This window comes from Microbacterium sp. CFBP9034 (assembly GCF_034045255.1).
GTDB lineage: Bacteria > Actinomycetota > Actinomycetes > Actinomycetales > Microbacteriaceae > Microbacterium.
The window spans coordinates 1,364,855-1,387,389 of record NZ_JAXCWC010000001.1 but is presented as its reverse complement, the minus strand read 5'-3'; the positions used below and the strand labels follow the sequence as shown (position 1 = coordinate 1,387,389).

At 71.6% G+C, this 22,535-nt stretch carries 19 protein-coding genes; 9 read left to right on the top strand and 10 right to left on the bottom strand.

Annotated features, from left to right (window positions below; translation table 11 throughout):
* The first annotated feature begins 25 nt into the window (after positions 1 to 25).
* Positions 26 to 1,090, top strand: coding sequence for an NADH:flavin oxidoreductase/NADH oxidase (locus SOM19_RS06170; protein WP_320485671.1), 1,065 nt, complete (start codon positions 26 to 28; stop codon positions 1,088 to 1,090).
* A 133-nt stretch (positions 1,091 to 1,223) separates the two neighbouring features.
* On the opposite strand, the gene SOM19_RS06165 is transcribed toward SOM19_RS06170, so the two are convergent.
* Positions 1,224 to 2,282: a hemolysin family protein gene (locus tag SOM19_RS06165; RefSeq protein WP_320485670.1), complete on the bottom strand. Its 1,059-nt coding sequence runs from the start codon at positions 2,280 to 2,282 to the stop codon at positions 1,224 to 1,226.
* On the bottom strand, positions 2,279 to 3,610 hold the full coding sequence (locus SOM19_RS06160; protein WP_320485669.1) for a hemolysin family protein: 1,332 nt from the start codon (positions 3,608 to 3,610) through the stop codon (positions 2,279 to 2,281). Before SOM19_RS06160 ends, SOM19_RS06165 begins: the two co-directional genes overlap by 4 nt.
* A gap of 154 nt (positions 3,611 to 3,764) precedes the next feature.
* Here SOM19_RS06160 and SOM19_RS06155 point away from each other — a divergent pair, with 154 nt between their 5' ends.
* Positions 3,765 to 4,364 carry a GNAT family N-acetyltransferase gene (locus SOM19_RS06155; RefSeq protein ID WP_320485668.1) on the top strand — a complete coding sequence of 200 codons (600 nt, stop codon included), beginning with the start codon at positions 3,765 to 3,767 and terminating at the stop codon, positions 4,362 to 4,364.
* 3 nt (positions 4,365 to 4,367) lie between these two features.
* Here the strand turns inward: SOM19_RS06155 and guaB1 are convergent, their stop codons facing one another.
* Positions 4,368 to 5,825: a GMP reductase gene (guaB1, locus tag SOM19_RS06150; protein WP_320485667.1), complete on the bottom strand. Its 1,458-nt coding sequence runs from the start codon at positions 5,823 to 5,825 to the stop codon at positions 4,368 to 4,370.
* A gap of 176 nt (positions 5,826 to 6,001) precedes the next feature.
* On the opposite strand from guaB1, the gene SOM19_RS06145 reads away from it, so the two are divergent.
* Positions 6,002 to 9,700 (top strand): multifunctional oxoglutarate decarboxylase/oxoglutarate dehydrogenase thiamine pyrophosphate-binding subunit/dihydrolipoyllysine-residue succinyltransferase subunit, encoded by a 3,699-nt coding sequence (locus tag SOM19_RS06145; protein WP_320485666.1) that lies wholly within the window; start codon positions 6,002 to 6,004, stop codon positions 9,698 to 9,700.
* Here SOM19_RS06145 and SOM19_RS06140 read toward each other — a convergent pair.
* The 3 genes from SOM19_RS06140 to SOM19_RS06130 form a co-directional block, all read right to left on the bottom strand.
* Positions 9,697 to 11,070: an APC family permease gene (locus SOM19_RS06140; protein ID WP_320485665.1), complete on the bottom strand. Its 1,374-nt coding sequence runs from the start codon at positions 11,068 to 11,070 to the stop codon at positions 9,697 to 9,699. The genes SOM19_RS06145 and SOM19_RS06140 overlap by 4 nt on opposite strands.
* A 249-nt stretch (positions 11,071 to 11,319) precedes the next feature.
* A complete protein-coding gene (locus SOM19_RS06135) occupies positions 11,320 to 12,879 on the bottom strand; it encodes a glycerol-3-phosphate dehydrogenase/oxidase (RefSeq protein ID WP_320485664.1) in 1,560 nt (519 codons plus the stop codon).
* Positions 12,876 to 13,454, bottom strand: a complete 579-nt coding sequence (locus tag SOM19_RS06130; protein WP_320485663.1) for a TetR/AcrR family transcriptional regulator — start codon at positions 13,452 to 13,454, stop codon at positions 12,876 to 12,878. Before SOM19_RS06130 ends, SOM19_RS06135 begins: the two co-directional genes overlap by 4 nt.
* A 34-nt stretch (positions 13,455 to 13,488) precedes the next feature.
* On the opposite strand from SOM19_RS06130, the gene SOM19_RS06125 reads away from it, so the two are divergent.
* Entirely contained in the window at positions 13,489 to 15,156 is a 1,668-nt protein-coding gene (locus SOM19_RS06125) for an FAD-binding oxidoreductase (protein WP_320485662.1), read from the top strand.
* The gene (locus SOM19_RS06120) at positions 15,153 to 16,058 is read left to right on the top strand and encodes a diacylglycerol kinase (RefSeq protein WP_320485661.1); all 906 of its coding nucleotides are present in this window, start codon (positions 15,153 to 15,155) and stop codon (positions 16,056 to 16,058) included. The genes SOM19_RS06125 and SOM19_RS06120 overlap by 4 nt, the downstream gene beginning before the upstream one ends.
* 22 nt (positions 16,059 to 16,080) lie before the next feature.
* Here SOM19_RS06120 and SOM19_RS06115 read toward each other — a convergent pair whose 3' ends face one another.
* Both SOM19_RS06115 and SOM19_RS06110 read right to left on the bottom strand, forming a co-directional pair.
* Entirely contained in the window at positions 16,081 to 16,323 is a 243-nt protein-coding gene (locus SOM19_RS06115; protein ID WP_320485660.1) for a zf-HC2 domain-containing protein, read from the bottom strand.
* Positions 16,320 to 16,919: a sigma-70 family RNA polymerase sigma factor gene (locus SOM19_RS06110; protein ID WP_320486672.1), complete on the bottom strand. Its 600-nt coding sequence runs from the start codon at positions 16,917 to 16,919 to the stop codon at positions 16,320 to 16,322. The genes SOM19_RS06115 and SOM19_RS06110 overlap by 4 nt, the downstream gene beginning before the upstream one ends.
* A 154-nt stretch (positions 16,920 to 17,073) precedes the next feature.
* On the opposite strand from SOM19_RS06110, the gene aroA reads away from it, so the two are divergent.
* From aroA to bcp, 3 genes are read left to right on the top strand one after another with little or no spacing between them, the layout of a single operon-like run.
* Complete coding sequence (gene aroA, locus SOM19_RS06105; protein WP_320485659.1) at positions 17,074 to 18,447, top strand: 3-phosphoshikimate 1-carboxyvinyltransferase; 1,374 nt, start codon at positions 17,074 to 17,076, stop codon at positions 18,445 to 18,447.
* Positions 18,444 to 19,565 (top strand): ribosome small subunit-dependent GTPase A, encoded by a 1,122-nt coding sequence (rsgA, locus tag SOM19_RS06100; RefSeq protein WP_320485658.1) that lies wholly within the window; start codon positions 18,444 to 18,446, stop codon positions 19,563 to 19,565. Before aroA ends, rsgA begins: the two co-directional genes overlap by 4 nt.
* Positions 19,566 to 19,571: 6 nt before the next feature.
* The gene (bcp, locus tag SOM19_RS06095) at positions 19,572 to 20,051 is read left to right on the top strand and encodes a thioredoxin-dependent thiol peroxidase (RefSeq protein WP_320486671.1); all 480 of its coding nucleotides are present in this window, start codon (positions 19,572 to 19,574) and stop codon (positions 20,049 to 20,051) included.
* 30 nt (positions 20,052 to 20,081) lie between these two features.
* On the opposite strand, the gene SOM19_RS06090 is transcribed toward bcp, so the two are convergent.
* The gene (locus SOM19_RS06090) at positions 20,082 to 20,477 is read right to left on the bottom strand and encodes a histidine kinase (protein ID WP_320485657.1); all 396 of its coding nucleotides are present in this window, start codon (positions 20,475 to 20,477) and stop codon (positions 20,082 to 20,084) included.
* A 253-nt stretch (positions 20,478 to 20,730) separates the two neighbouring features.
* Between SOM19_RS06090 and SOM19_RS06085 the strand changes: the two genes are divergently transcribed.
* Positions 20,731 to 20,979, top strand: coding sequence for a WhiB family transcriptional regulator (locus tag SOM19_RS06085; protein ID WP_055967481.1), 249 nt, complete (start codon positions 20,731 to 20,733; stop codon positions 20,977 to 20,979).
* Positions 20,980 to 21,033: 54 nt separating this feature from the next.
* Here SOM19_RS06085 and SOM19_RS06080 read toward each other — a convergent pair whose 3' ends face one another.
* Positions 21,034 to 22,521 (bottom strand): sensor histidine kinase, encoded by a 1,488-nt coding sequence (locus tag SOM19_RS06080; RefSeq protein ID WP_320485656.1) that lies wholly within the window; start codon positions 22,519 to 22,521, stop codon positions 21,034 to 21,036.
* Positions 22,522 to 22,535: the final 14 nt, after the last annotated feature.

Genomic DNA, 22,535 nt, shown 5'->3' with positions numbered 1-22,535 from the left:
CACCCTACCCGCGGAGACTCCCCCGATGAGCACCCTCTTCACTCCCCTGACGCTCCGCGACCTCACCTTGCGGAACCGCCTGTGGGTCTCGCCGATGTGCCAGTACAGCGCCGTCGACGGCGTGCCGCAGGACTGGCACCACACTCACCTGGCGCAGTTCGCCTCGGGGGGCGCGGGGCTCGTGATCGCCGAGGCGACGGCCGTGTCGCCGGAGGGTCGCATCTCGCCCGAGGACACCGGCCTGTGGACCGACGAGCAGCGGGACGCCTGGCGGCCGATCGTGGCCGCCATCCGGGCACGCGGAGCGGTCGCCGGCGTGCAGCTCGCCCACGCCGGACGCAAGGCCTCGACGTGGTCGCCGTTCTCCGGCCGTCGCGGATCGGTGGACGTCGCCGACGGCGGCTGGCAGACCGTCGCGCCCTCGGCGGTCGCGTTCGAGGGGTTCGCGCCGCCGGACACGCTCGACCTGCACGGCATCGACCGCGTCGTGGCCGACTTCGCGGCCGCCGCACGCCGCGCGGTGGACGCGGGATTCGAGCTGCTCGAGGTGCATGCGGCGCACGGCTACCTCCTGCACCAATTCCTCTCGCCGCTGTCCAACCTGCGGGAGGACGAGTACGGCGGCACTCTCGAGAACCGCGCGAGGCTGCTGCTGCGGGTGGTGGACGCCGTGACGGATGCCGCCCCCAGCGTCCCGCTGCTGGTGCGGTTCTCCGCCACCGACTGGGCCGACGGTGGCTGGGACGCCGACCAGACGGCGGTCGTCGCGGGCTGGGCGGCCGAGCGAGGGGTCGACCTCTTCGACATCTCCAGCGGGGGCCTCGTCGCCCACCAGCGCATCACCACCGGGCCGGGGTACCAGGTCGAGTTCGCCGCGCATGTGCGTCGCGTCGCCGGCGTGCCCGTCAGCGCGGTCGGCATGATCGACGACTCCGCCCTCGCGGAGCGCGTCGTGGCCGAGGGCGACGCCGACGCGGTCATGTCCGGCCGCGAGTGGCTGCGCGACCCCCACTTCGGGCTGCGCGCGGCCGCGGAGCTCGGCGCCGACATCTCCTACTGGCCCCGGCAGTACGTCCGCGCCCGCCTCTGACCTCGTCCTCCGGCCCGCTCGAACGGGGTTCGGGGCGCGCTAGGCCGTTCGGGGCCCGGTAGAACGCGCCCCGAACGACACGACGCGCCCCGAAAACCTCCACCAAGGGGAGCCGCGACCAATCGGGCCCGGGTCAGCGAAGGCCGCGTCGCGTCGCGTCCTGCACCTCGCCGATGAGCTCCTCGATGATGTCTTCGAGGAAGAGCACGGCCGTGGTCGTCCCCTCGGCATCGCGCACCTGGGCCAGGTGACGACCGGCCCGCCGCATCACGGCGAGGGCGTCCTCGAGGTCGGTCGTCTCGAGCACGGGCACCATGTGGTGGATGCGCTTAGAGGGGATGGCGCGCGCGACGCTGGTCGCGGCATCCGGTCCCTCCGCCGCCTGCAGGATGTCCTTGAGGTGCACGTAGCCCAGCGGCGAGCCTGCCTCGTCGACGATCACATAGCGGGAGAACCCGTGCTTGGCGACCGCCCGCTCGATCTCGTCGGGCGTCGTCGTCGCCGGCAGCGTCACCAGATCGGCGAGCGGCACGGCGATGTCGGCGGCCTTCTTGTCGGTGAACTCGACCGCGGCGGCCACCGTGCCTGCCAGGTCGTCGAGGACACCCTCGATGCGCGACTGGTTGACGATCGTCGCGACCTCCTCGAGCGTGAAGGTCGACGCGGCCTCGTCCTTCGGCTCGACGCGGAACAGCCGTACGACGTGGTTCGCGATCCAGTTGAGGGTCACGATCACCGGGTGGAAGACCTTGGACACCCACACCAGCGGGGTGGCGAGCATGAGCACGGCGCGGTCGGGCACCGAGAACGCGAGGTTCTTCGGAACCATCTCGCCGAACACGACGTGGAGGTACGAGACGAGGAGCAGCGCGATGACGAATGCGAAGGCGTCGACGGCGCCCTCCGACCAGCCCGTCAGCGCGAGCGGCTCCGCCAGCAGGTGGTGGATCGCGGGCTCGGAGACGTTCAGGATCAGCAGCGAGCAGATCGTGATGCCGAGCTGGCTCGTCGCGAGCATGAGCGTCGCGTGCTCCATGGCGTACAGCGCCGTCTTGGCGGAGCGCGATCCCTTCTCGGCCAGCGGCTCGATCTGCGAGCGGCGCGCCGAGATCACGGCGAACTCCGCGCCGACGAAGAAGGCGTTGAACACGAGGAGCACGAACAGCCAGGCGATTCCGGCCCAATCGCTCATCGACGATCACCCCCCTCGGTCGCGGCGTCGTCATGGGGCATCGGCGTGGGGGTGAAGCGCACGCGATCGACGCGGCGCCCGTCCATGCGCTGGACCTCGATCGTTCCGTCCTCCAGCTCGAGGCTGTCACCCACGACCGGGATGCGCTCGAGGATGCTCATGATGAAGCCGCCGACGGTGTCGTACACGTCCCCTTCGGGAATGCGGATGCCGGTGCGATCGAGCACCTCGTCGGGCCGGAGCTCCCCGGGGAAGATGACCGATCCCTCGGCGCGCACGATCCCGGCGCGGCGGCGGTCGTGCTCGTCGAGCACCTCGCCCACGATCTCCTCCACCAGGTCCTCGAGGGTGACGACGCCGGCGGTGCCGCCGTACTCGTCGACCACGACGGCCATCTGGTAGCCGCGGGCCCGCAGCTCAGACACGAGCGCGTCGAGGTGGACGGCCTCGGGGATCCGCAGCGGCTCGGTGGCGAGCGCGGCAGCGGGCACGTCGGTGCGGCGGTCGCGCGGCACGCCGACGGCGGCCTTGAGGTGCACGATGCCGGTGATGTCGTCCATCGACTCGTCGTACACCGGGAAGCGGCTATGGCCCGTGCGGCGGGCGAGCTGGATGACGTCCTCGGCGGAGTCGTCCGCCGCGATCGCGTGGATGCTCGGGCGCGGCGTCATGACGTCGGCGGCGCTCAGCCGGGCGAACGTGAGGCTGCGGTCGAGGAGCGACGCGGTGTCCTCCTCGAGCACGCCCGCGAGCGCCGACCGACGGACGAGGCTTGAGAGCTCCTCGGCCGTCCGGGCGCCGGAGAGCTCCTCCTTCGGCTCGATGCCCACGGCGCGCAGGACGCCGTTGGCACTGCCGTTGAGCACGTACACGGCCGGTCGGAACACCGTCGTGAACGCGACCTGGAAGGGCATCACGAGCTTGGCCGTCTGGCGCGGGATCGCGAGGGCGAAGTTCTTCGGGACGAGCTCGCCGATGATCATCGAGAAGATCGTCGCGACCGAGACGGCGATGACCACAGCGAGCGGGCTCACCAGTCCGGCGGGAAGCCCCCAGGCCGTGAAGACCGGACGCAGCAGGTTGGAGATCGCCGGCTCCATCGTGTAACCCGTGAGGAGCGTCGTCAGGGTGATCCCGAGCTGCGCGCTCGACAGATGGGTCGAGGTGATCCTCAGTGCGCCGATCGTCATCGACAGCCGGGTCTCACCCGCGTCCCGTCGGGCCTCGAGGTCGGCGCGGTCCAGATTGACCAGCGCGAACTCGCTCGCGACGAACAGGCCGGTCCCGACCGTGAGCAGGAGCCCCACGCCCAGCATGACGTAATCCATCACGCGTCACCTCCGATCATGCGGGAGGCGGGTCGGTGGGGCGAGCGTCTGCAACTAGGAGGGTCGTCCATCGTGCCGACAAGTCTACGGCAGGCGCTGACGGCGGCAGGGCGAGCGGATGCCCCGGCAACGGTGATCGTGACAGGATGCCGGGGTGCAGCACACGCTCATCGGAACGAGCCGCGGGATCGCGCTCCGCCGCTTCGCGGCATCCGACATCGACGTCTACCGGGAGTGGCTCCAGCCGCATCAGGAGTGGCACCTGTGGGACGGACCGTACTTCGGCACCCCCACGCCGGAGGAGATCGACGCCGCGTGCGCGCGCCTGCGCACAGGGCTCGCGGACGGCACCATCGCGACGGAGTCTCCGGCGCGGCGGGCGGTGATCGTCGAGGCGGCGGCACCGGAGCGCATGCTCGGCACGGTGTCGTGGCACTGGGAGTCGGAGGAGTCGGACTGGCGCCGCATGGGCCTCACGGTCTACGAGCCCGCCCTGCGGGGCCGCGGCCTCGGCACCGAGGCGATGCGCCTGTGGACCGACCACCTGTTCGCCTCGACCGACGTCGTGCGCCTGGACTTCTCGACGTGGTCGGGCAACTCCCGCATGCTCGCCGTCGGACGGCGACTCGGGTTCACCGAGGAGGCGCGGTTCCGCCAAGCGCGCGAGGTCCGCGGCGAGCGCTACGACTCCGTCGTGATGGGCGTGCTTCGCAGCGAGTGGGATGCCGCGCGCGACGTCGCACCGCCACGCTGACGGTCACCAGCTGACGGGGAGCGCCTTGCCCTCGTCGTACCCGGCCGCGGACTGCAGACCGACGAGCGCCCGCTCGTGGAACTCGGCGACCGTCGAGGCGCCGGCGTAGGTGAACGACGAGCGCACCCCCGACGTGATCATGTCGAGCAGGTCCTCGAGCCCCGGCCGGAGCGGGTCGAGGTAGATCTTGGACGACGAGATGCCCTCCGCGAACAGCTCCTTGCGGGCCAGCTCATACGGGTCGAGGCGGCCGAACCGGTCGTGCACGGCTTTGGTCGATGCCATGCCCCACGACTCCTTGTACGGCCGACCCGATGCGTCGATCTGGAGCTCGCCGGGCGCCTCGATCGTGCCCGCGAACCACGAGCCGACCATGACGGATGCCGCGCCCGCCGCCAGCGCGAGCGCCACATCGCGGGGGTACCGGACGCCGCCGTCGGCCCACACGTGCGCCCCCATCACCCGGGCGGCCTCGGCCGTCTCGAGCACCGCGGAGAATTGGGGCCGCCCGACGGCGGTCATCATGCGCGTCGTGCACATGGCACCGGGCCCCACGCCCACCTTGAGGATGTCGGCGCCGGCGGTCACGAGGTCGTGCACACCCTCGGCGGTCACGATGTTGCCGGCGGCGATCGGGATGCCGAGACCGAGGTCGGCGACGGAGCGCAGCGCGCGCAGCATCCCCTCCTGGTGGCCGTGCGCGGTGTCGACGACGAGCACGTCGACCCCGGCGGCGGCAAGCGCCTGCGCCTTCGCGGCGACGTCGCCGTTGATGCCGAGCGCCGCCGCGACGATGAGCCGGCCGGACGCGTCGACGGCCGGGCGGTACAGGGTGGACCGCAGCGCGCTGCGGCGCGAGAGCGTGCCGACGAGGTGCCCGTGGTCGACGACGCACACGGTCTCGGCGCCGGCGGCCACGATGACGTCGAAGGCGTGGCGCGCACTCTCGATGTCGACCGCATCGACGGATGCCACTCGCCCGCGTGCCAGGTCGCCGAGGCGGGCATCGGGCAGAGCGGTGCCCAGGCGGTTCGCCGGCACGACGCCGAGGATGTCGTCGACGTCGACGTGGCCCGCCGAGGCGTCGGCCACCACGATGCCGTGGCCGTCGGTCGCCGGAAGCAGCCGCGAGGCGTCGGCGACCGTCGCGTCGGGCGGAAGGACGAGCGGGGTGTCCCACGGCACGGGCTGAGCCTTGACCCAGCGGATCGCGGCGTCGAGCTCCTGCAGCGGCAGGTCCTGCGGCAGGACCCCGAGACCGCCGCGGCGGGCCAGCGTCGCCGCCAGACGGGCACCCGTCACCGAGTTCATGTTGGCCGAGACCAGCGGGATCGTCGCCGCCGTGCCGTCACCCGGGGACAGGTCGACGTCGAGGCGGCTCGTGATCGACGAGCGCCTCGGGACGAGGAAGACATCCGAATACGTCAGATCGACATCGGGACGGTCGCCGTAGAACTCCATGTGCCACAAGGGTAGTGACAGTTCCTGTACGGATAATGATGTGCGTTCTTTCAGGGAGGGAACGCGCTCACCCGATTTCGGCGGGGCAGACTGGGTTACGCTTAACAGTCGTGCGGGAGGGCCCTCAGCGGTTCCGCACTTCTGAGATCTTCACTGATGAAAGCAGGCGATCCAGCGTGTCGAGCCAGGTGACGGGCGTCGGGGTTTCGAACGAAGGCGAGTTCGGAGCGAACGAGTGGCTCGTCGACGAGCTGTACGAGCAGTTCAAGATCGACCGGAACTCCGTGGACAAGGCGTGGTGGCCCGTGCTCGAGGCCTACCACCCGGTCGACGAGAAGGCCGCTCCGGCCTCGCCGTCGCAGCCGGCGTCCGAGGCGCCCGCCGCTCCGGCGGGGAATGAGCCCCGGCCCGTGACCGCGCCGATCCCGGTGATCGGCGCGCAGCCGGTCGCACGGACAACCGCGCGCCCCGCCGCGCCGCAGCCGATCCCCGCGCAGGCCCCCAAGGCGCAGCCGGCGGCCGTCACCGAGAGCGCCGACGACCAGGTGACGACCCTGCGCGGCATGCCCAAGGCCCTCGCCGCGAACATGGACGAGTCGCTCACCGTGCCGACCGCGACCAGTGTGCGCACCGTGCCGGCGAAGCTCATGATCGACAACCGCATCGTGATCAACAACCACATGGCCCGCACGCGCGGCGGCAAGGTGAGCTTCACGCACCTCATCGGGTGGGCGATCATCCGGGCGCTCAAGGAGTTCCCGAGCCAGAACGTGTTCTACGCCGAGATCGACGGCAAGCCGTCGGTCGTCGCGCCGGCGCACGTCAACCTCGGCATCGCCATCGACCTTCCCCGTCCCGACGGCACGCGCGCGCTCCTCGTCCCGAGTATCAAGCGCGCCGACCAGCTGAGCTTCGGCGAGTTCCTCACCACGTATGAGGATCTCGTCGTGCGGGCACGGGCCAACAAGCTCACGGCCGCCGACTTCCAGGGCACGACGATCTCGCTCACCAATCCGGGCGGCATCGGCACGGTGCACTCCGTGCCGCGACTGATGAAGGGCCAGGGCTGCATCGTCGGCGCCGGCGCCCTCGAGTACCCGGCCGAGTTCCAGGGCGCGAGCGACAAGACGCTCAACGAGCTGGCGATCGGCAAGACGATCACCCTCACCAGCACCTACGACCACCGCGTCATCCAGGGCGCTGGTTCGGGCGAGTTCCTCAAGAAGGTGCACGAGCTGCTCATCGGGCAGCGCAACTTCTACGAGGACATCTTCGCCGCGCTCCGCATTCCCTATGCCCCAATCCACTGGGCCGCCGACATCAACGTCGACCTCGCCGAGCGCGTGGACAAGCAGGCGCGCGTGCAGGAGCTCATCAACTCCTTCCGGGTCCGCGGCCACCTCATGGCCGACGTCGACCCGCTCGAGTACGGCCAGCGCACGCACCCCGACCTCGAGATCGAGCAGCACGGGCTGACGTTCTGGGACCTCGACCGCGAGTTCGTCACGGGTGGGTTCGGGGGCAAGCGCACCATGAAGCTGCGCGACATCCTCGGCGTCCTCCGCGACTCGTACTGCCGCACCATCGGCATCGAGTACATGCACATCCAGGATCCCGAGCAGCGCAAGTGGTTCCAGGAGAACGTCGAGCTCAAGTACCAGAAGCCCGGCCATGCCGAGCAGCTGCGCATCCTCGACAAGCTGAACCAGGCCGAGGCCTTCGAGACGTTCCTGCAGACCAAGTACGTCGGCCAGAAGCGCTTCAGCCTCGAGGGCGGCGAGTCGCTCATCCCGCTGCTCGACGAGATCCTCCAGGGTGCCGCCGAGTCGGGCCTCGACGGCGCCGCGATCGGCATGGCCCACCGCGGTCGCCTCAACGTCCTCACCAACATCGGCGGCAAGACCTACGGCCAGGTGTTCCGCGAGTTCGAGGGCTCCGTCGCCATCGGCTCGAAGAGCGGGTCGGGCGATGTGAAGTACCACCTCGGCACCGAGGGCACGTTCGTGGCAGACGGCGGCGAGCAGCTTCCGGTCTACCTCGCGGCGAACCCGTCGCACCTCGAGACCGTCGACGGCGTGCTCGAGGGCATCGTGCGCGCGAAGCAGGACCGCAAGCCGATCGGCTCCTTCTCCTGGCTGCCGATCCTCGTTCACGGTGACGCCGCCTTCGCCGGCCAGGGCGTCGTCTTCGAGACGCTGCAGATGTCGCAGCTGCGCGGATACCGCACCGGCGGCACGGTGCACGTCGTCGTCAACAACCAGGTCGGGTTCACCACGACGCCGATCGACGCGCGCAGCTCCGTATACGCCACCGACGTCGCCAAGACGATCCAGTCCCCCGTCTTCCACGTGAACGGCGACGACCCCGAGGCCGTCACGCGCGTGGCGCAGCTCGCCTTCGCGTACCGCGAGCGGTTCCACCGCGACGTGGTGATCGACCTGGTCTGCTACCGCCGGCGCGGTCACAACGAGGGCGATGACCCCTCGATGACGCAGCCGCTCATGACGAACCTCATCGAGGCGAAGCGCTCGGTGCGCCGGCTGTACACCGAGGCCCTGGTCGGCCGCGGCGACATCACCGAGGAGGAGTACGAGAAGGCGAAGCAGGACTTCCAGAACCGCCTCGAGATCGCCTTCGCCGAGACGCACGCCGCCGAGACGGGCGCGTCGGGCATCGTCTCGCCGGATGCCGAGCCCGAGCCGGCCGTCGGAGAGCCCGAGACCACCGGGGTGTCGCGCGAGGTCGTGAACCTCATCGGCGACACGTTCGTCAACAAGCCCGGCGGCTTCACCGTGCACACGAAGCTCCAGCAGCTGCTCGAGAAGCGCCTCGACATGAGCCGCAACGGCGGGATCGACTGGGCGTTCGGCGAGCTGCTCGCGTTCGGATCCCTGCTGCTCGAGAAGACCAACGTCCGCCTCGCGGGCCAGGACGCGCGTCGCGGGACGTTCGTCCAGCGCCACTCGGTCCTCCACGATCGCGCGAACGGCCAGGAGTGGATCCCGCTCGCGAACCTCTCGGGCGACCAGGGGCGCTTCTGGGTCTACGACTCGCTGCTCAGCGAGTACGCGGCCATGGCCTTCGAATACGGCTACTCGGTGGAGCGGGCCGACTCGCTCGTCCTGTGGGAGGCCCAGTTCGGCGACTTCGCCAACGGCGCCCAATCCGTCATCGACGAGTTCATCTCGTCGGCCGAGCAGAAGTGGGGCCAGCAGTCGAGCGTCGCTCTGCTCCTCCCCCACGGCTACGAAGGACAGGGACCCGACCACTCGTCCGCCCGCATCGAGCGCTATCTCCAGATGTGCGCGCAGGACAACATGACCGTCGCGCGCCCGTCGACGCCGGCGTCGTACTTCCACCTGCTGCGCCGCCAGGCCTACGCCCGTCCGCGCCGTCCGCTCGTGGTGTTCACGCCCAAGGCCATGCTGCGCCTGCGCGGGGCCACGAGCCCCGTGGACGAGTTCCTCACCGGCCGCTTCGAGCCCGTGCTCGACGACGGCCGCGGGCTCGACAAGCAGGCGGTGAAGCGGGTTCTGCTGCACTCCGGCAAGATCCACTGGGACCTGCGGGCCGAGCTCGAGAAGAACCCGAACGACGAGATCGCCCTGGTCCGGCTCGAGCAGTACTATCCCGCGCCGATCGAGCAGCTGAACGGCATCATCGACGGCTATCCCGAGGCCGAGCTGGTGTGGGTGCAGGACGAGCCCGAGAACCAGGGCGCCTGGCCGTTCATCGCCCTCGAGCTGAGCAAGCACCTGCACGGGCGCACCATCCGTCGCGTCTCGCGTGCGGCCGCCGCATCGACGGCGACGGGATCGCCCAAGGTGCACGCCGCCGAGCAGGCCGACATCATGAGGAAGGCGCTGACGCTCTAGTCGGGCGCTGCCTTCACGTCGACCCTGGATGCCGCGGCATCCGGGGTCGATGTGCGTCCGGGGTCGTGGATCCTCGCGTCGAGAGCCGCCGCCGTCCGCGCGCGGCGGCTGCGGCGCACCAGCGTCACGGCGACGGCCGCGAACGCGAGCACGGCTGCGGGCAGCAGTGAGCCGAGCGCGAGCACCAGCATCCCGATGCACAGCACCGAGGCGACGACAGCCATCCACCAGCCGGCCGTCCCTCGACGCAGCAGCCGCACCGCGGCCACCATGCCGACCGCGTAGATGGCGACCATGCTGCTCGTGTGGACGAGGATGAACGGCGTGAGCTGGAGTCCGCTCCACAGCATGAGCGAGAAGTACACGAGCACGACCACACCCGTCAGCGCGAGGGCGCGACGCGGCACTGCGCCGGACTCCGCACCGGCCGAGAACCACCGCGGCAGATCGCCGTTCAGCGCGAGCGACGACCCCAGTTTCGCGAAGGCCGCGAGGTAGGCGTTCATGACTCCGAGGGCGACGATCCCGGCGATGGTGCCGACGGCGGCGGCGCCGAAGCCGGGCGACCCCAGTCGAGCGAGCGCGAGCAGCGGCACGGCTCCGTCGCCCGCGTCCTCGCCCAGCGCGCCGACCGTGACGATCTGCAGCACGAGGTAGCAGACGCCGGTCACGACCAGGGCGATGGCCGTGCCGATGGGGATCGCCCGGCGCGGGTCGCGGAACTCGCCTGAGATGTGGGTGCCGACCTCCCAGCCGGCGAACGCCCACACGAACAGGCTGATCGCGGTGCCCACTCCGGCCCAGCCGTGGGGCAGGAAGGGCTGGAAGTTCTGGGGCTCGACCGCGGGTGCCGCCAGCGCCACGACCCCGACGACGACCGCGAGCAGCAGCGCGGTGAGGACGAACTGCACCCAGCCCGCGACCCGCACCCCGAAGGCGTTGGCCGCGAACGGCGGCACGAGGATCGCGAGCGCGATGACCGGGACCATGGCGCGGTCGATCCCCGCGGCGGCGACGACGTACTCGGCGCCGAGCACGGCCACCACGGGCGCCCCGGCGCACACGCCGAAGAGGAACCAGTAGCCGGTCATGCGCGCGGCTGTGCCGCCGAGCGCGCGCCGGACGTAGCTGGCGACACCGCCCGGATCCGGGTAGCGGGCGGCGAGCACGGCGAAGGTTCCCGCGAGAGGGACGGACAGCGCGATGACCGCGAGCACCGCGACGATGCTGGCGGGACCGGCTGCCTGCGCCGCGAGCCCGGGCAGCACCAGGAGTCCGGTGCCGAGCACCGAGGCGATGTACAGGGCGGTGCCCTGCACGACGCCGAGCGTGCCGCGAGGGGAGGTCGCGGCACGCGCGGTCGAGGTCATTGCTTCAGTCTCGCCGTCGGGCCGTCGTCAGGCTCGCGGGAATCGGCCGTCGTCCCGAGGATTCCTGCCAACTCAGCCCCCACCGGCCCGCCGCTCGCGCGCCGGGCGCCCCTGTGGGCCCCACCGGCCGGAGTCAGGAAATCTGCCGCCTTCAGGACGATTCCGGCCGAAACGTCCTGACCTCGGCGGATCTCCTGAGCTCGGGCGCTGCGCCTGAGCCCGGCCGAAAGCCGGCCCACCACGCCGACCTCAGACCGGCGCCACTCCGGCGCGCTCGAACGCGGCGGCCGCGGCATCCGTCGACGCCTCGCGATCGGCCGCCACCAGGCCGAGGCGCGTGCGACGGTCGAGGAGGTCGCCGAGCGTCAGGGCGCCCTCCACCGCGACCCCCCAGTGCAGCTCCTGCGCGGTGACGCCGCAGGCGGCAGCCGGCCCCCCGGGCAGGCCGGCCGCGAACGGGGCTTCGGCGCCGTACCGGCGCACCAGGCGTGCGGGGGCGTCGATGTGCGCGAGCCCCTTCCGCGGCCACGCCCCGACGAGCGGGAGGCGGCGCGTGCGGCATGCCGGCACGACGCCCGGGCCGAACCGGCGGGCGGCGACCGCGTCGACCGCGTCCTCGGCCATCCGGCGATACGTCGTCAGCTTGCCGCCGACCACGCTCATGACTCCCGACGTTCCCTCGATGATGGCGTGGCGCCGCGACAGGTCGCTCGTCTCGCCTCCCTCCCCCGCCCCCGCCAGCAGCGGACGCAGGCCGGCGAAGGTGGCGATGACGTCGGACCGCTGGAGCGGTCGGGCCAGCACCGTGTTGACCGTGGCGAGGAGCATGTCGATCTCGGCGTCCGTCGCCTGTGGCTCGTCGGGCAGGTCGCCGTCGGCCGGCACGTCGGTGAGGCCGATGTACGCGCGCCCGTGCTGGGCCGGCAGCGTGAAGACGAAGCGGCTCGATGAGCCGGGCACGGGCACGGTGAGCGAGGCGTCCGACCCGCCGAGCCGCTCCGCCGACACGACGAGATGGGTTCCACGACTCGGCCGGAGCCGCACGTCCGCGTCCAGTTCGCCGGCCCACACGCCCGTCGCGCTCACCACGGCCCGCGCGCGCACGGTGATCTCGGCACCCGTCAGAGCGTCGCGCAGCACGGCGCCGTCCCCCGTCGCCGACACCGCCTCGACGCGAGTGAGGACGGATGCCCCGTACCCGGCGGCCGTGCGGGCGATCGCGACGACGAGGCGGGCGTCGTCGATGAGCTGTCCGTCCCACCCGCGCATACCGCCGCGCAGGCCCTCCGCGCTCACGGCCGGGATGAGGCGCAGGGTCTCTTCGCGGCCGATGGGACCCGGAGCATGGAGCACGGCGTCCGGGGTGCCGACGAACCGGCGGAGGCCGTCGCCGAGGCCGTAGCCGAGCCCGAGGTAGCCGCCTCGCACGACGTGACCGGGCGCGTACAGCGGGACCACCTGTGCGAGCGGACGCGTCAGGTGCGGCGCGATCCGCGTCATCAGCAGGTGTCGCTCGGCCGCGCTCTCGTGGGCGATCCCCACCTGGCCGGATGCCAGGTAGCGCAGGCCGCCGTGGATGAGCTTGGAGCTCCACCGGCTCGTGCCGTGCGCCAGGTCGTGTCGCTCGACCAGCACCGTGCGCAGGCCGCGGCTCGCGGCATCCAGCGCGATCCCGGCACCCGTCGCCCCGCCGCCGATCACGAGGACGTCGATCGCGGGGTCGACGGCGAGCGCGTCAAGCTCCCGCGCGCGCCGGCCGGCATGGAGCGCCGAGGGACGGGGCGTGCGACCGATGATCCGCGGACTCACGGCGACTCCGGCCGCAGATACCCGTGCAGCGCGCGCGTGAGCTCGCGACGCCAGGCCGCGTCATCGAGCCACTCGGCGACCAGCGGCGCGGACTGCACGGCGGATTGGGCGATGAGGAGGACCATCGCGGCGAGCTGCGTGGGATCGCCGTCGCGCACGACGCCTTCGGCCTGTCCCGCGAGGACGCGACGGGCGGTCTCCGAGTGGATCGCGCGCTGGCTTGTTCCGAGCCGGTCGAGGATGTAGCGGGCGAACAGTTCAGGATCGGTGTCGCGCAGGCGATCGACGAGCGGGAGCCGTCGGATGCGGTCCGCGGTCTCCACCAGAAGCTCGACCATCGCGTCGAGGTCGGCGGGCTCGGCGACGGCGCGGGGCAGCGCGGCCAGCAGCTCGCGCGTCACGAGCGCCGCGAAGATCGACTGCGCGTCGGGCCAGTACCGGTAGAGGGTCTGGCGCGAGAGCCCGCTGCGACGGGCGATGTCGGAAGCGGTCGTCCGGCGGATGCCGTGCGAGAGCACCTCGGCGAGCGCCGCGTCGAGGATCGCGGTCTCCGTCTCGGACGCACTGTCGATCATGTGACAACCATACAGAATGTGTCATACTGTCGCCATGACCGCGACGGCGCCCTCCGGATCCGCAGCACGCCCTCTCGCGCTCCCCGCGCCGCGGCCCCGCTCCGACTGGGACGCCTGGGGCACCGAGCCCGCCCGGCTGCCCGCCGGAGCGAAGGCGATCCTCGCCACCCTGCTGCCCGGCAAGGCGCATCCGATCCCGCGGCGAGCCCACCCGCGGCTGTCTGCGTCCCGGCTCGACGATGCCGCCCTTGCTGCTCTCGGGGAGATCGTCGGCGACGACCACGCGACGCGCGACGACGCGCTGCGCCTCCTCCACCTGGGTGGGAAGAGCACGCCCGATCTGCTGCACCGCCGCCTGGACGAGACCCAATCCGCCCCCGATGCCGTCGTCGCTCCCGCCGACCATGCCGAGGTCGTGGCGCTCCTCGCCGCGTGCGATCGGCGAGGCATCGCCGTGGTGCCGTTCGGCGGCGGCACGTCCGTCGTGGGCGGCGTCGACCCCGAGGCAGGACCGCATCGCGCCGTGATCGCGCTCGACCTGTCGCGCACCGCCGCACTGCTCGAGCTCGACGAGACGTCGCTGCTCGCGACGCTCGGCGCGGGCACGACCGGCCCGCAGGCCGAGGAGCTGCTCGGGGCTCGAGGCTACACGCTCGGGCACTTCCCGCAGAGCTTCCAGTACGCCTCGATCGGAGGCTACGCGGCCACCCGGTCGAGCGGCCAGGCATCGCGTGGCTACGGACGATTCGACGAGCTCGTGCACGCACTCCGGGTCGCGACACCCGTCGGCGACCTCGACCTCGGCCGCGCCCCGGCGAGCGCCGCCGGACCCGATCTGCGCGAACTCTTCCTCGGCTCCGAGGGAGCGTTCGGCGTGCTGACCGAGGTCACGGTGCGCATCCGCCCGGTGCCGGCGGCCACCGCCTACGGCGCCTGGACGTTCCCCGACTTCGCGTCCGGAACGGCCGCCCTCCGCGAGGCGACGCAGCGCGGCATCCGTCCCACCGTCCTGCGTCTGAGCGACGAGACCGAGACGCGTGTGAACGCCGCCATGGGCGGCCATCTCACGCGTCTGCGCGGATGCCTGGCCGTGGCGACCTTCGAGGGGACCGACGCCGCCTCGGCCGAAGGGACCCGCTCCGAGCTGGACGCGGTGTTCGCCGCGCACGGCGCGAAGTCCCGCGGCGAGGACCCGGCCCGGTCGTGGGAGCGCGGGCGCTTCGCCTCCCCCGCCCTGCGCGACACCCTCATGGATGCGGGAGTGCTGGCCGAGACCCTCGAGACGGCCACCACGTGGGCGAACCTCGCGACCCTCAAGTCCGCGGTGAGCGACGCGCTGAGCGGCACTCTCACGGCCGGCGGCGCCAAGCCCATCGTGCTGTGCCACATCTCGCACGTGTACCCCGCGGGCGCGTCGCTGTACTTCACCGTCGTCGCGGCGCTCTCGGAGGATCCGGCGACCCAATGGGCAGGGGCGAAGGATGCCGCGTCCCGCGCGATCGGCGACGCCCGCGGCACGATCACCCATCACCACGCGATCGGGCGCGACCATCGCCCGTACCTCGAGGCCGAGATCGGACCGCTGGGCGTCGAGATCCTGCGCGCGGTCAAGGCGGTCGTCGACCCGCGGGGCATCATGAACCCCGGCGCCCTGGTCGCGTCTGGCGCGGCATCCGGTTCCGGGGCCGTCGACCCTGCATGAACGTCGCGCTCCTCGTCAACCCGGCCGCGCGCTCCGGCGCGCACACCGGTGCCGCGACGCGGGCCGCGGAGCGACTGAGATCGCACGGCGTGCGCACGGCCATCATCAGCGGCGGGAGCGCCGAAGAGTCCTCCGCGCTGCTGCGCGCCGCGATCGCGGCAGGCGTGGACGCGGTGGCCGTGGCCGGTGGTGACGGCACGGTGCGCCTGGCGATCCAGGAGGTGGCGGGGACCGGCATCCCTCTCGGAATCATCCCCGCCGGGACCGGCAACGACTTCGCCGCCACCCTCGGGCTGCGCGAGCTCGACGCCGACGCGGCCGCCGACACGATCGCCGCGGGCGCCGTCCGGCGGATAGACCTCGGTCGCGTCACCCGGTCCGACGGCACCACCGAGTACTTCGGCACCGTGCTCGCGAGCGGCTTCGACTCGAAGGTCAACGATCGCGCGAACGCGATGCGCTGGCCGCGGGGCGGGTCCCGCTACAACATCGCGATCCTGATCGAGTTCCTCACCCTGTCGGGCATGCCCTACGAGGTCGAGCTGGAACGCGACGACGGCTCCCGCGAGCATGTTGCGGGCGACCTCGTCATGGCGACCGTCGGGAACGGGCGCACGTATGGCGGCGGCATCCCGATCTGCCCGGATGCCGACCCGGCCGACGGCCTGCTCGACGTGGTGCTGGTTCGCCCCGCGGGCCGACTGCGGCTGCTTCGGCTGCTCCCCCGGGTGTACGCCGGCACGCACGCGACGGTGCCGGAGGTCTCGATCACCCGAGTGCGGTCGGTGCGGCTCTCGTCCGCCGGCGTGACCGCCTATGCGGACGGCGATCCGATCGGCGCGCTGCCCCTCACGGTCGATGCCGTCCCGGCGGCGCTCACCGTCTTCGCCGCGCCGGCGTGACGAGCGCGCCGGGGGCGGGACGTCAGTGCGTCGCCTGGACCGCGCGGAGCTTCGCCAGCACCTGGTCGCGCAGCTCCTCCGGAGCCGTCTCCTTGCACGCCCGCGCCACGACCTCCGTGAGGGTGGTCGCCACGAGCGCCTCGTCCCGGCAACCGGGGCAGCTCTCGAGGTGCTCCGCGATGTCGGTGTGCTGGGTCTTGCACACCTCGTTGCGCAGGTACTCCTCCAGGTCGCGCCGCGCCTTGTCGCAGCCGCAGTCCGTCATGTCGTGCTCCTCGTGGCGGCACCGGAGATGCCGCGCTCTTTCGCGTAGTCGGCCAGCAGTTCACGAAGCATTCGCCTGCCACGATGCAGACGGCTCATGACCGTGCCGATGGGGGTCTTCATGATGTCGGCGATCTCCTGGTAGGCGAAGCCCTCGACGTCTGCGAGGTACACCGCCAGCCGGAAGTCCTCCGGGATGGCCTGCAGCGCGTCTTTCACGACGGATGCCGGCATGTGGTCGATCGCCTCGGCTTCGGCCGAGCGCGAACTCGTGGCCGTGGTCGACTCGGCGCCGCCGAGCTGCCAGTCCTCGAGCTCGTCGATCGTGCCCTGATAGGGCTCGCGCTGCTTCTTGCGGTACGTGTTGATGTAGGTGTTCGTCAGGATGCGGTACAGCCAGGCCTTGAGATTGGTCCCCTGGGTGAACGTCTTCCACGAGGCGAAGGCCTTGACGAAGGTCTCCTGCACGAGGTCGGCGGCGTCAGCCGGGTTGCGTGTCATCCTCATGGCGGCGGCGTACAGCTGGTCCATGAAGGGCAGCGCCTGCTCTTCGAACTGCGTGCGCGTGTCCTGTACCTGCTCGATCGGCTCGCTCATCACGCGCCAGTCTACGGCGAGGACCTCGCCGTCACCTGAGGGGTCTCGCGGCGATGCCTCGGTGTCGAGGCGATCAAGGGTGGCGATCATCCGGCTCCGCTTCCGTGTCGTCGATCCCGGTCCATGGGGACGGGGTTCAGTAGGGTAGAACCCGATGACAGGCAGCGGCTATTCCCCTTCCACCGCGCCGGGTGGGCGCGCACCCTGGCGCGCGCCCGTCGCAGCGGGTCCCCTGCACGCGACGGTGACCGTTCCGGGCTCGAAATCCCTGACCAATCGCGAGCTCATCCTCGCGGCGCTGGCCGACGGACCGAGCCGTCTCTGCGCCCCGCTGCACTCCGACGACTCGAGCCGGATGATCCAGGCGCTCCAGGCACTCGGGGTGGGGATCGAGTTCGAGCCGGGCAACGGCCGCTTCGGCGACGACATCATCGTCACCCCCGTCTGGCCGCTGCGCGGTGACACCGAGGTCGACTGCGGCCAGGCCGGCACGGTCATGCGCTTCGTCGCGGGCCTCGGCGGCTTCGCCCGGGGCGACGTCACCATGACGGCGCACGAGAGCGCACTGCACCGGCCGATGGGCGCGATGATCACCGCGCTGCGCGACGTCGGCGTCGACATCGACGACGGCGGGCACTGGGCCCTGCCCTTCACCGTCCGCGGCCACGGGCACACCCGCGGCGGCGAGGTGACGATCGACGCCAGCGCCTCGAGCCAATTCGTCTCGGGCCTGCTGCTCGCGGCTCCGCGCTTCGACGTCGGGCTGCACCTCCACCACGCCGGCGCACGCCTGCCGAGCATCCCCCACATCGACATGACGGTCGAGGCGCTCGGGCACCGGGGCGTGCACGTCGAGCGTCCGGCGCCGGGCGAATGGATCGTCCCGGCCGGGCCGGTGCGCGGCAAGGACGTCGCCATCGAGCCCGACCTCTCCAACGCCGCGCCGTTCCTCGCCGCCGCGATGGTGGTCGGCGGCTCGGTCTCGGTGACCGGCTGGCCCGCGCATTCCACGCAGCCCGGTGCCATGCTCACCGACATCCTCGCGCTGATGGGGGCTCGGGTGCAGCGCCGCGGCGGCGCCCTCACGGTCACCGCGGGCGCCGGCATCCAGGGCGTCGACCTCGATCTCTCGGCCGCGGGTGAGCTCACCCCGACGATCTTCGCGCTCGCTGCATTCGCCGAGTCGCCCTCGACCCTGCACGGCATCGGCCACATCCGCGGCCACGAGACCGACCGCATCGCTGCGCTCGTCGGCGAGCTGCGCACGCTCGGCGGCGAGGCCGAGGAGCTTCCCGACGGCATCCGCATCGTCCCGCGCCCGCTGCACGGCGGCCGGTGGCACGCCCACCACGATCACCGCATGGCGACCACCGGTGCGCTCATCGGCCTGGCAGTGCCGGGCGTCGAGGTCGACGACATCGGCACGACCGCGAAGACCATGCCCGAGTTCCCGCAGCTCTGGCAGGCGATGATCGACGACGACGGCGCCTCGGGCACCATCTCCGCGGAGACGATGCGGGCATCGTGAGCTGGCTCGACGATCCCGACGAGGATGACGAACCCGAGTTCGACGAGGCGTCGGTGCGCGTCCGGCCGAACCCGAAGGCCAACCGGCCCCGCACGAAGCGTCGCCCGGCCCATGCCGATGCCCGGATCGCACGGGTGCTCGGCGTCGACCGGGGCCGCTACACCGTGCTGGTGGACGAGGACGGCCCCGACGAGCACACCACCTCAGCGGTGCGCGCACGCGAGCTGCGCAAGATGCCGATCGTGACGGGCGATCGGGCGCGCGTGGTCGGTGACACCTCCGGCGACCAGGGCACGCTGTCCCGCATGATCGGCATCGAGGAGCGCACGTCCCTCCTCCGCCGCAGCGCCGACGACACCGACCAGGTCGAGCGGGTGATCGTCGCGAACGCCGACCAGATGCTCGTCGTGATCGCCGCCGCCGACCCCGAGCCGCGCGCCCGGCTCGTCGACCGCTACCTGGTGGCGGCGCTGGATGCCGGCATCCGTCCCCTGCTCGTCGTCACGAAGACCGACCTGGCCGATCCCAGCGAGTTCCTCGAGCACTTCGTCGGCCTCGACCTCGAGGTCTTCACGAGCAGCATCGACAGCGCCGACGACCCGGTGGGCGGGATGCCGCTCGAGCGGATCGGCGCGGCGCTGGTCGGGCACTCCACCGTGTTCGTCGGCCACTCCGGCGTGGGCAAGTCGACGCTCGTGAATGCGCTCGTCCCCGCCGCCAAGCGGGCGACCGGGCACGTCAACGAGGTGACGGGGCGGGGCCGGCACACCTCGAGCTCGACGGTCTCGCTGCGCTACGACGCGCCCGGCGGCGGCCATGGCTGGGTCATCGACACGCCCGGCGTCCGCTCCTTCGGCCTCGGCCATGTCGACACCGCCAACATCCTCCGTGCGTTCACCGACCTGGACGAACTGGCGAAGGAGTGCCCGCGGGGGTGCACCCACCTGCCGGACGCCCCCGACTGCGCGATCGTCGAGGCGGTGGAGGAGGGCCGGCTCGGACCGGGCGGGGCTGCCCGGCTCGATTCGCTGCAGCGCCTGCTCGAGACGTTCGCCAAGCGCGACGCCGGCCCCTCGCGCGATGCCCGCGACGCCGGCGCCGCCCGCGACGGAGCCTAGGCTGGGATCGTGACCACTCCACTGTCTGCCGGCTCCCCTGCTCCCGACTTCACGCTCGTCGACCAGGACGACCGCCCCGTGTCGCTGTCCTCGCTCCGAGGCGGCCGCGTCGTGCTCTTCTTCTACCCCGAGGCGATGACCCCGGGCTGCACCACCGAGGCGTGCGACTTCCGCGACAGCCTCGCCCCGCTGCAGGCCGCTGGCTACACCGTGCTCGGAATCTCGCGCGACGAGCCCGAGAAGCTCCGCCGCTTCCGCGAGCGCGACGGCCTCACCTACGACCTGCTCAGCGATCCCGACCACGCCGTGCACGACGCGTACGGCGTGTGGGGCGAGAAGATGAACTACGGCAAGGCGGTCATGGGCGTCATCCGCTCCACGTTCGTCATCGATCCCGATGGCCTGATCGAGCACGCGCTCTACAACGTCCGCGCCACCGGTCACGTGGCCCGGGTGCGCAAGCTGGTCGGGCTCGACGCCGCGTAGCGCCGCAGATCGCGCTCGCCGGGCCTCGGCTCAGGCGGACGCCCCGTCGCGCTCGGCCCGGCCGGCCTCGCGCACCGCGAGCACGAGCAGCACCAGGGTGACCACGGCCGGGATCGCCAGCACGAGGGCGGCGATCGGCTCGGCGTAGGCACCCGTCGCCGCGCCGAGCGCGACGGCGAGGATGAGCAGTTGCGTCACGACCGCACCCGAGCGCCCCCAGGACCGCCCGAGCCAGACGGCGACGGCGAACGCCAGCACTCCCGCGGCGCCGACGACCGTCAGCACGATGAGCGCCAGCGCGCTGTCGAGCGACGCCGTGTCGCCCGAGACGACGGCGACGATCTGCCAGATCGCCAGCACCACGAGCCCGAGGCCCTCGAGTCCGACGAGCACGGCGGCGATGCGGCCGAGGGTGTTTGTTCGCATACCTAACGATTCTTCCGGTGAACGGGCGGACTGTTGTGCGAACCCTCTATGCCACAGGGGGAATACTCAGCAACTTGCACAGAATGCTGTCCTTCATCCCTTGAGTTAGGTAAACCGCTATGGGACGATTGGTGAAGCCGTGTGCTCCCACAGCGACGTGGGGCGAGCAAGTGCTCGCACATCCCACAGGGTACCGGACCCGAATCCGGTGTCCTCGTCACTCACAGAATCACCGCTATCAAGGAGCACCCCCATGGACTGGCGCGACAAGTCCGCCTGCCTGACCGTCGACCCCGAGCTGTTCTTCCCCGTGGGGAACACCGGACCGGCCGTCGATCAGATCGAAAAGGCCAAGTCGGTGTGCGCTCGATGCACCGTCACCGAGGTCTGCCTTCAGTACGCCCTCGAGACCGGCCAGGACTCCGGCGTGTGGGGCGGTCTCTCCGAGGACGAGCGCCGCGCCCTCAAGCGCCGCGCCGCACGCGCGCGCCGCGCGTCCTGACACACCGGGCCCAGACCCGTTCACTGAGCGGATGCCGCGTCCTGCGGCATCCGCTCAGTTCTTGGACCGATCGATGTAGCGCAGCGGGATCTCGATCGTGACCTCGGTGCCGCTGCCCATGATCGTGTGCCAGTCGATCGTGCCGCCCAGCTCCCCCTGGATGAGGGTGCGCACGATCTGGGTGCCGAGCCCTCGTCCGACCTGACCCTCGGGGAGGCCGGAACCCGTGTCGCGCACGCGCACCTCGAGGTGCTCGCCGGTGCGTTCGGCGATGATCTCGACGTCGCCCTCCTGCCCGGCGAGGCCGTGCTCGACGGCGTTGGTGACGAGCTCGGTGAGTGCGAGGGCCAATGGCGTGGCGTACTCGCTGGGCAGCGTGCCGAACTGACCCGTGGAGTGCGTGCGGGCACGGGTGTTGGGCGCGGCGGCCACCTCGGCGACGAGCTTGAGGACGCGGGCGAAGACCTCGTCGAAGTCCACGTTCTGCGCCAGCCCCTCGGACAGGGTGTCGTGCACCACGGCGATCGCCGACACGCGGCGCATGGCCTGCGTGAGCGCTTCGCGCGCCTCCTCGGTGTGCGAGCGCCGCGACTGGATGCGCAGGAGCGAGGCGACGGTCTGCAGGTTGTTCTTGACGCGGTGGTGGATCTCGCGGATCGTCGCGTCCTTGGTGATGAGCTCCTGCTCCTGATGGCGGATCTCGGTCACGTCGCGGCACAGCACGATCGCGCCGATCCGCTTGCCGTGATCGCGCAGCGGGATCGTGCGCAGCGACACGGTGACGCCTCGCGCCTCGATGTCGGTGCGCCACGGGGCGCGGCCGGTCACCACGACCGGGAGCGACTCGTCGAACTGGCGGTTCGCCGGCAGGATGCCCGTGACGACCTCGACCAGGGACTCCCCCTCGAGCTCGTCGTCGAAGCCGAGCCGGTTGAAGGCGGAGAGCGCGTTGGGGCTCGCGAAAGTGGTGATGCCGTCGACGTCGAGGCGCACCAGCCCGTCCGAGGCCCGCGGCGCACCGCGTCGCGGGGCGGTCGGCGCCGACATGTCGGGGAAGTCGCCGGTCGCGGCCATCCCGAACAGCTCGTCGGCGCAGTCGTTGAAGGTGATCTGCTGGCGCGACGGGATACGGGCCTCGCCGAGATTGGTGTGCCGCGTCAGCACGCCGATGGTCTGAGCCGGCTCGGTTCCGCGCGACCGCACGACGGGGACGGCGCGGACGCGGGTGGGGGTCTCCTCGAACCAGTCGGGCGAGGCCGAGTCGACGATCCGCCCGGTCTGGAAGGCGTCGCGCACCTGCGTGCGCCATTGGGGCCGCACCAGGTCGCCGACGATGTCGCGGTAGAAGAGGGTCGCCGCGCCGCTCGGCCGGGTGTGCGCGACGGCGACGAAGCCGTCGTCGGAGGTCGGCACCCACAGCACGATGTCGGCGAACGCCAGATCGGCGAGAAGCTGACCGTCGCCGGCGAGACGGTGGAGCCACTCCACGTCCTCCGCGCTCGAACGGCCCTGGGCGTAGACAAGATCGCTGAGGGTCGACACGCCTCTCAGCCTAG

Coding starts and splice junctions, on each gene's coding strand:
- SOM19_RS06110 (WP_320486672.1), bottom strand. CDS start 16,919: ATGAGCGAGCCGATCGAGCAGGTACAGGACACGCGCACGCAGTTCGAA.
- SOM19_RS06115 (WP_320485660.1), bottom strand. CDS start 16,323: ATGACGGACTGCGGCTGCGACAAGGCGCGGCGCGACCTGGAGGAGTAC.
- SOM19_RS06130 (WP_320485663.1), bottom strand. CDS start 13,454: ATGATCGACAGTGCGTCCGAGACGGAGACCGCGATCCTCGACGCGGCG.
- guaB1 (WP_320485667.1), bottom strand. CDS start 5,825: ATGGAGTTCTACGGCGACCGTCCCGATGTCGATCTGACGTATTCGGAT.
- SOM19_RS06165 (WP_320485670.1), bottom strand. CDS start 2,282: ATGAGCGATTGGGCCGGAATCGCCTGGCTGTTCGTGCTCCTCGTGTTC.
- SOM19_RS06090 (WP_320485657.1), bottom strand. CDS start 20,477: ATGCGAACAAACACCCTCGGCCGCATCGCCGCCGTGCTCGTCGGACTC.
- SOM19_RS06160 (WP_320485669.1), bottom strand. CDS start 3,610: ATGGATTACGTCATGCTGGGCGTGGGGCTCCTGCTCACGGTCGGGACC.
- SOM19_RS06140 (WP_320485665.1), bottom strand. CDS start 11,070: ATGACCTCGACCGCGCGTGCCGCGACCTCCCCTCGCGGCACGCTCGGC.
- SOM19_RS06085 (WP_055967481.1), top strand. CDS start 20,731: ATGGACTGGCGCGACAAGTCCGCCTGCCTGACCGTCGACCCCGAGCTG.
- SOM19_RS06125 (WP_320485662.1), top strand. CDS start 13,489: ATGACCGCGACGGCGCCCTCCGGATCCGCAGCACGCCCTCTCGCGCTC.
- aroA (WP_320485659.1), top strand. CDS start 17,074: ATGACAGGCAGCGGCTATTCCCCTTCCACCGCGCCGGGTGGGCGCGCA.
- SOM19_RS06120 (WP_320485661.1), top strand. CDS start 15,153: ATGAACGTCGCGCTCCTCGTCAACCCGGCCGCGCGCTCCGGCGCGCAC.
- SOM19_RS06170 (WP_320485671.1), top strand. CDS start 26: ATGAGCACCCTCTTCACTCCCCTGACGCTCCGCGACCTCACCTTGCGG.